We start from the raw sequence: 6928 nt of genomic DNA on the forward strand, positions 1-6928 counted from the left end.
AATTGTAATTCCTATTGGCTTTCAATTTTCTTGTGATGCTGAGTCATTTAAGTCTGCTATTTCTGGTATTTTTTATGCCAAGGCGAATAACGATGTAAGGCCGTTCCTAAATCATATTAACTTTTCTATAAATTTTCATCAGATGAAGCTATACACTAGTGATGGTCATAGATTGGCTACGGATATTGTTCAGTTAGAAAATTCTGTAGATGATTTGAAAGGTATCTTGCCATTTAAGCTTGCTGAAATGCTTCTCCAAGCACAGACTGATGGTACTTTGGGCTTTTTCTTTGATGATAGCCATTTCTATTGCTCAACTGGAGGAACAGTATATGGCTCAAAGTTCGTTGCCACTGAGTTTACAGACGTAAGTGAGATTTTAAATACTGAGTTATTTCAATCCATTAAAATTGCTAAAAGTGAGTTGCTTGACTCTGTAAAACGAATTAAGGGCTTTGTTCAAAGTGCAAAAATAGCAAAGTTAACAATCTCATTAAAAGGGCAGGAATTATTACTAAATGCAAATGCGGATAAAGGAAATGAAATTGACGATGTAGTAAATACTGAATTATTACAAGCAAATGTATCCGATGGTTATGAACCTGAATTTACCTTAAACCCAAATTACCTGTTCGATGCTGTTAAAAGCATAAAATCAAACTCTGTTTGTATATCTTTCACTTCAAAAGCTCTCCTCAAAATCACTGACCCTGATAACGCCAATATCCACAGTGTGATCATGTCTATGCGCTAGTTTATCTAGCGCTATTTTTATCGTAAAAAATGCGCGTTTTGAACACCTTGATACCTTATTTCCAGTCAAGAGAAACAAATTAGGAAATCAGTTATGAATAATCAAAACAATGTAGAAGTACAAGTGCTAAAAACAGTTCAGTTAGTACCATTTGCATTAGGAAACTCACGTGAAAAAAATAATCGTGAGGCGCGTAAAAATTTAACCGAATCTATCAAGGAAGCTGGAGGGGTATTACAGCCAATTCTTGTTCGTCCAACAGCAAACGAGTCTAAGTTTGAAGTGGTAGCAGGTTTTGGTCGCTGGGAGTCGTGTATTGAGCTTGGTTTCGACGATATACCAGCACTTATAAAGCCAATGACTGACAATGAAGCGTATGAAGCTCAGTTAATTGAAAACCTAGTGCGAGATGATTTAACCATTGTTGATGAATCAAAGGCAGCGCAAAAATTTATTACGATGTATCAAGGTGATTATTCAGCCGCAGCCGAGCGATTAGGTTGGACTCAAAAAAAATTAAATGACCGTGTTCAGTTATTACGTTGTTGTGATGATGTATTAAACGCATTAAACGAAAATAAAATTAAGATTGGTCACGCAACCATTTTATCGAGCTTTTCAGAGAAGATACAAATCGGCACATTAGGTAACATCATCAATGAAAATTGGAGCGTTGAGTATCTAAAGCAACGTGCTGGAAAGGCTAAGAAGTATTTACATACAGCAAAATTTGACACCAAAGACTGTACAGCTTGTCCTCATAACACTTCACACCAGATTGGTATGTTTGACTTTAACGTTAGTGATAAAGCGGCGTGTGCAAAGCTATCATGCTGGAATGTTAAAACCGATGAATGGCTGAAAGACCAAAAGAAGTTAGCAGAAGAAAAATACGGCACAGTAATATTATTAGTTGAATGTTCAAGCGCTGACAGGAATACAGTTTCTAGTACCAGTGTTGGTGAATCACAATACAACGAAGGTTGTGCATCTTGTGAATCGAATGTAGTGATTATGGATGATCGTTCTGGTCGTGAAGGGCAAACATTAGAGTCGCAATGTATTGATAAGGTTTGCTTTGCAAAATGTGTGAAAGCATTTAATGAACCAGATAATACTCAAGAAGAAATTGAAGCTGAAAGCAAAGCTAACTCTACAGAACCCTCGACTTCAAAAAGTGCGAGTATATCAACCAAAAAACCTCAACCAGTGGCACAAAAAACACCTAGTGCTGTTCTTGAGCTTGAAAAGAAGTTAATTCATCAAGAAGCTGAAAAAATATTTGCGAATGAAGCTTGGTACGTAAATGGTGTTGTGCTTGCCTCAATGGCTATTACGACAGGTTATAAGCCAGCATTTTTCAAAAAATCAGATAGTTTTAATGAAAACGTTTTGGCATGTAAACCAATTTCAAATGAGCAAATTCAAGAAGCTATAAATCAAGCCGTAACAGCGAGTGTATCAAGTAGCGCAAAAACTGTAGATAGTCGATTTGTGTTTCAACAACAAGCCTTAATGATTAGCGCTATGGCAACACTTGATAACGCAAAAGACATTATAACCGCAGCGTGGAATCCCTCTGAGGAAGTATTAAAGAACTATACAGGTGCGGGTATTAAAGGTCTGTGTGTTAGTGCTGGTTTTGATAAGGCATTTAATGATTGTGAAGCTAACAAATCAGCCAAGCATTCATTTTCTAAAATTGCTGCTAAATCAAAAGGTGACTTTATTAAAGCTATTCTCGCTTTTAATTTTGATTGGTCTTCTTTTGCGCCTGACACAATTTTCAAGCACTTAAAATAATTTCCCTCCCTTTGGGGTTTCTTAAGATGAAGTTGCCCCTTTTTTTTCCCATGTTCTAATTAATTTACTTTTAAAAACGAGATATAAATATGATTCAGTCTATTGCAAACCTAATGCAGCAAGCAGGTGCGAAACAAGTACAGCTTTCAATTAAATTAACTGATAACGGCGCTCAAGTGGTATTGAACACTCAGTTATACCCATCTAACTCTCCTGAGCTTGAAGGTGCGATTGAAAAATTAAATGAGCGTGATAAGTCGGCGCAACTTAGGTTACGAACAGCGCTTTCTAAGCCACTTATTGCCAAAGGTGATATTGGCGAGCTAGATGTTAACTTCGCTGACTACATTACTCAGTACACAGATTCGTTTGTAAGCGCTGCTGCAAGCTATAACTCACTTGTTGGTGTCAAATCATCATTAGATGCTGCAACGTCCTCTGTCGGCGCTTCTGAGGGCTCTGTAACGATAAATAATGAATCAACTGTTAATGCAGAGCCAAACATCACAGTTGATGAAGATCTTTCAGATTTTGATGATGAGCAAGCTGATTCGCTATAAGGGGTGTGACAATGCAATTTGAAAGTTTAGAGAATTTAGAGCGTAAATTTATTTTAGGTTCAATTGAGTTAGCAGATCCGATTCCTAGTGGTTCACTTGATGAAGTTGTTGAATTACTTTCTACGCAGTACCCGATGGTACGCTTTACACGTATTTATGAAAGTGACGGTATATTGTCTAGTTGTGGTCGGTATATGGAATACACAATCCAAGTTCCGCCTGTAAAAACAAATGGATGATTTATGGTAAGCAATTTCGATAAGCGCCTTTTGGCGCTTGATGCGCAAATAGAAAAGATAAACTCAACAAAAAAAGGAGTCTCAGAAGAATGTTCATCTCACGTACAGAGGAAATTGGAGCTTGGTCGCTTACCCAAGCAGCCATGCCCTTACAAAGGGAAGTGGTTACCCCCGCTCATGTAGCTCTTCCACATCAACAGCTGTACGGTGTTGTCCCAATGATAACGCCTCAAGCAAAAGAAAAAATAGATGAGCAAACCCTTTTAGCGGCAGGTCATTTGACAACCTTGGCAGATGACTGGAGTTCTTGGAAACCTTTTTTACAAGGGATTCAAAAGCATTCATTAGCCGATGAGTTGCTTGAAAGTGTTCTAACGAGTGAAGTGAATACAGTCAAGCAGGCTTTGGCACTTAAAGACCTACATGACTTAACTATTAACGCAATTGAATCTCAACTCAGTGATTACAAAGAGTTTTGGTTAAGTAAGCTCAAAGAGTTTGGGTTATCAACTAATGAACAAATTGCTGATTTTATGACTAGGACTGTAGAGCTAGACATTGAATCTGTGTTCTTTGAGGCTTCTAAATATACCTATTATTCATCTCCAGATGCCTACTTGAAGTTTACGTATGGTCAAGGTCTGGCTGTGCTTGATATTGATTTAAAAGATAAGCCAAAGCCATTAAGAGATCTGACAGTGAATTTAATCAATGTTTTAGCCTGTATTGGTACTTATAATACATCGCTCGATTTGATGTACTCGCACAGTGTTGATCAGGAATTGATGGAATATGTACGAGATCTAAGTTCTGAAAGTCGTAATGCATTGAAAGAGTCTGTATTTGAGCTTGAAGATGAAGAATTGGCTTTGTTTCTTAATGAACATCACTCAGGAGTGGCAGAAGAATTTATTGATATGTATGGCGATATTGATAGCCTGATCTTTAGTTTAAAAGACTGTATAGAGTTTAACTTTGACCTTCATAATGACGGTTTATTTAATGATCTGTTTTTCTATGATGATTTGAAAACTAGTCTCAACAATATTTTAGCTGTGTTACAGAATTGGTCTGATACACAAAACCCCCTTGTATCTCATCCACTCGCTTATAAATTGAAAGTCCTTAGTGAGCTATTACTTTCTCATTGCCAATATGATTTGGTTAATTATTTTGAAACTTGTTCTGATGTAATTGTTTCGGATTTACGTGTTATTAGTTTTGATTTAGCTAATGATACAGCGGCTTTAAATAACTTAAATCAATACTTCAATGACACTTGTGAAAACGGAGAATTAAAAATTGACCTAACAGATGTCCGTTGTCTGGATGCATTAAAGCAAATGCGTATGGCTGATGTGTTAATAGGGGTTTTAGTTTCAAGTTAAGCGCGTTTATCATCGTTGGGTATTCTGTTTTTACCTTCTAAATTCGGAGATAAAAATGAATAATCATACACCACAGGTTGCTCTTGTATTTCATGGGCAATCTGCGAACAATATCTTTTGTGCAACAAAGCACATGATTGATAGTGATGGCATGAAGTTAGGTGAATACATTGATGTACCAGAATGTATAGAAATAATGCGCACACAACTCTCACCTAAAAAAATTGAAACTAAGACCGATGATTTAGAACTGCTGCCAAGCAATGTGATCTTAAATAACAGTAAAGCGCTGGTATGGCACAAACCTTCTCATAAAGGAATTTTTTGGTATAGAAGTCATAACGCCAAGACTGAATTTTCAATTATCTACCCTGCCCTTCTTTTTTGTTTGGAAAAAGATAAACAAGGAGAACCTAATGGGTTAATTGTGTTTGCTTTGCCAAGTAATCAACGACCCAATGAAAATACGCATTTGTATCATGCGCCACTGATGAATATTTATTCGAATGGAGCTGTTTGCCAAGGAAATGCAACTTTACCCAAAAAGATCATATCAATTGCTGAATGCATGAATGATGTTGAGAAAACTGTACTGGCCTCAAACTTCACTCACGTAAACCACGAAAAGACCCTTAAAGCAAAGGAAGTTGTAACAACGCAAAATTTGCTCGCATTTTGGAGCGCTAAAGCCAACACAAAGAGCCTAAGTAATGCAAAAGTAAGAATGCGAGAGTTAAATCGATTTATGCGTTTGGGAGAGTTTTTAAGCTCGGCCTTGTGAATATTTCACATTCAGATTGATAGTGAATAATTCACATTGTATGTCCGGTCACATTAAAAGGGTTAAAAAATGAACACGTTTTCAATTCCATCAGAGTGGATTTCTAAACCATTAAATGTATTAGTTATTGGTGCGGGTGGTACAGGATCTGCGTTTTTATCAGAATGTTTTCAACTTGATTATTTATTGCGAAAGGTCACTAATCATCAAGTTCACTTAAACATCAGTGTGTATGACGATGATAAAGTGAGTGAATCAAATGTCGGTAGGCAAGGATTTTATCCTGTTGATGTTGGTATGTATAAAGCTGAAACGCTTGTTTCAAGATTTAATTTACATGGCAATTTGAGTTGGAAATATAAAAATGAGCGTTTACTGCCAGAGGTATTTGATTATAGAAACTATGACTTGGTGGTTACTTGTGTAGATAAAGCAAAGGTTCGTGCTGATTTGGGGCGTTTTTTTGCTAATGATAATCGTGGTTCTCGTTATAATAAATCACTTATGTGGTTAGATTTGGGTAACGGACGCGCATCAGGTCAGATTATTTTAGGTCACGCTTACGAGCAAATTAATAAGCTACCCAATGTGTTTGATTTATACCCCCAATTAGAGAGTATTGTTGATGTTGACGAGGACTCTTGTAGCCACATAGAAGCTCTACGTAAGCAAGAGTATGGAATTAACAAAAAGGTTGTACTGGAAGCAACAAGGCTTTTGTGGGAGTTATTAAGAAAGGGATCTATTTCGCATCATGGTTCTTATGTCGATTTAGAGAGTGCGACAGTAAAACCTTTAAAAATAGACCCTGTTTGCTGGCAAGTGCTAGGTTACAACTCTTAAGGTTAGCTATTTTCACCAGTTCGCATTGCCGCTAATTCCTTTGACGCTTCAAGTTTGGCGGCTTTCCCACCTCTCAATACATCAATAATGCACTTTGCAATGTATCCGCAGATTAAAGCTGGAACGACAAGTCTAAATAAAATAATTAATGTTGCTGCATTAGCTATTAAATATAGGCTTGCACCAAAACAAATGAATAGCACGAACAAGATAAATTGGTATCCCACGTTCACCTGTTCATCAACAGTTCGTTTTGAATTACCGCTGCTAATTTTCACGATCATTTTGCTCAATGTAGAACTCATACAATATGCTCCTTTGTTAATATCCCCATCAAATTAGCATCTACTCATAGTTGGGCATGTCGAAAAAACTGCAAAATTAAACAATTTTTCATTGTTTAACCTTTGTTTAGTAATTTATTACCTGAATTTATCTTTTTTTTAAGTATTAGGTTGGGTTTGTTGATATAGAGTTAGTGTATTAATGCGAGGGGTTACTATGCTAGCTGACAATCGAGAAATTATTATTGAATCAGATGTGAGTGCGATACATCAGGC

At 36.7% G+C, this 6928-nt stretch carries 8 protein-coding genes; 7 read left to right on the plus strand and 1 reads right to left on the minus strand.

The window, feature by feature from the left end; translation table 11 throughout:
- The 7 genes from ACN0WY_RS17120 to ACN0WY_RS17150 all read left to right on the plus strand — a co-directional run.
- The coding region (locus tag ACN0WY_RS17120) for a hypothetical protein (protein WP_417801157.1) at positions 1-754 on the plus strand (754 nt) is incomplete at its 5' end.
- A gap of 123 nt (positions 755-877) precedes the next feature.
- Positions 878-2557, plus strand: a complete 1680-nt coding sequence (locus tag ACN0WY_RS17125; RefSeq protein WP_417801158.1) for a PRTRC system ParB family protein — start codon at positions 878-880, stop codon at positions 2555-2557.
- An 89-nt stretch (positions 2558-2646) separates the two neighbouring features.
- Entirely contained in the window at positions 2647-3117 is a 471-nt protein-coding gene (locus ACN0WY_RS17130) for a hypothetical protein (protein WP_417801159.1), read from the plus strand.
- Between the two features lie 11 nt (positions 3118-3128).
- Positions 3129-3356: a PRTRC system protein C gene (locus ACN0WY_RS17135; RefSeq protein ID WP_175079687.1), complete on the plus strand. Its 228-nt coding sequence runs from the start codon at positions 3129-3131 to the stop codon at positions 3354-3356.
- Positions 3357-3445: 89 nt separating this feature from the next.
- Positions 3446-4744: a hypothetical protein gene (locus ACN0WY_RS17140; RefSeq protein WP_417801160.1), complete on the plus strand. Its 1299-nt coding sequence runs from the start codon at positions 3446-3448 to the stop codon at positions 4742-4744.
- Positions 4745-4799: 55 nt separating this feature from the next.
- Complete coding sequence (locus tag ACN0WY_RS17145; protein ID WP_417801161.1) at positions 4800-5525, plus strand: hypothetical protein; 726 nt, start codon at positions 4800-4802, stop codon at positions 5523-5525.
- Between the two features lie 69 nt (positions 5526-5594).
- On the plus strand, positions 5595-6368 hold the full coding sequence (locus ACN0WY_RS17150) for a PRTRC system ThiF family protein (protein WP_138533975.1): 774 nt from the start codon (positions 5595-5597) through the stop codon (positions 6366-6368).
- Between the two features lie 2 nt (positions 6369-6370).
- Here ACN0WY_RS17150 and ACN0WY_RS17155 read toward each other — a convergent pair whose 3' ends face one another.
- Complete coding sequence (locus ACN0WY_RS17155) at positions 6371-6673, minus strand: hypothetical protein (protein WP_138533976.1); 303 nt, start codon at positions 6671-6673, stop codon at positions 6371-6373.
- Positions 6674-6928 lie beyond the last annotated feature (255 nt).

Source organism: Tenacibaculum sp., from assembly GCF_048269885.1.
Classification (GTDB): domain Bacteria; phylum Bacteroidota; class Bacteroidia; order Flavobacteriales; family Flavobacteriaceae; genus Polaribacter.

Bases quoted from the DNA above. Each gene is read 5' to 3' on its own strand.
- ACN0WY_RS17135 (WP_175079687.1), top strand. From the start codon at position 3,129: ATGCAATTTGAAAGTTTAGAGAATTTAGAGCGTAAATTTATTTTAGGT.
- ACN0WY_RS17155 (WP_138533976.1), bottom strand. From the start codon at position 6,673: ATGAGTTCTACATTGAGCAAAATGATCGTGAAAATTAGCAGCGGTAAT.
- ACN0WY_RS17140 (WP_417801160.1), top strand. From the start codon at position 3,446: ATGTTCATCTCACGTACAGAGGAAATTGGAGCTTGGTCGCTTACCCAA.
- ACN0WY_RS17145 (WP_417801161.1), top strand. From the start codon at position 4,800: ATGAATAATCATACACCACAGGTTGCTCTTGTATTTCATGGGCAATCT.
- ACN0WY_RS17150 (WP_138533975.1), top strand. From the start codon at position 5,595: ATGAACACGTTTTCAATTCCATCAGAGTGGATTTCTAAACCATTAAAT.
- ACN0WY_RS17130 (WP_417801159.1), top strand. From the start codon at position 2,647: ATGATTCAGTCTATTGCAAACCTAATGCAGCAAGCAGGTGCGAAACAA.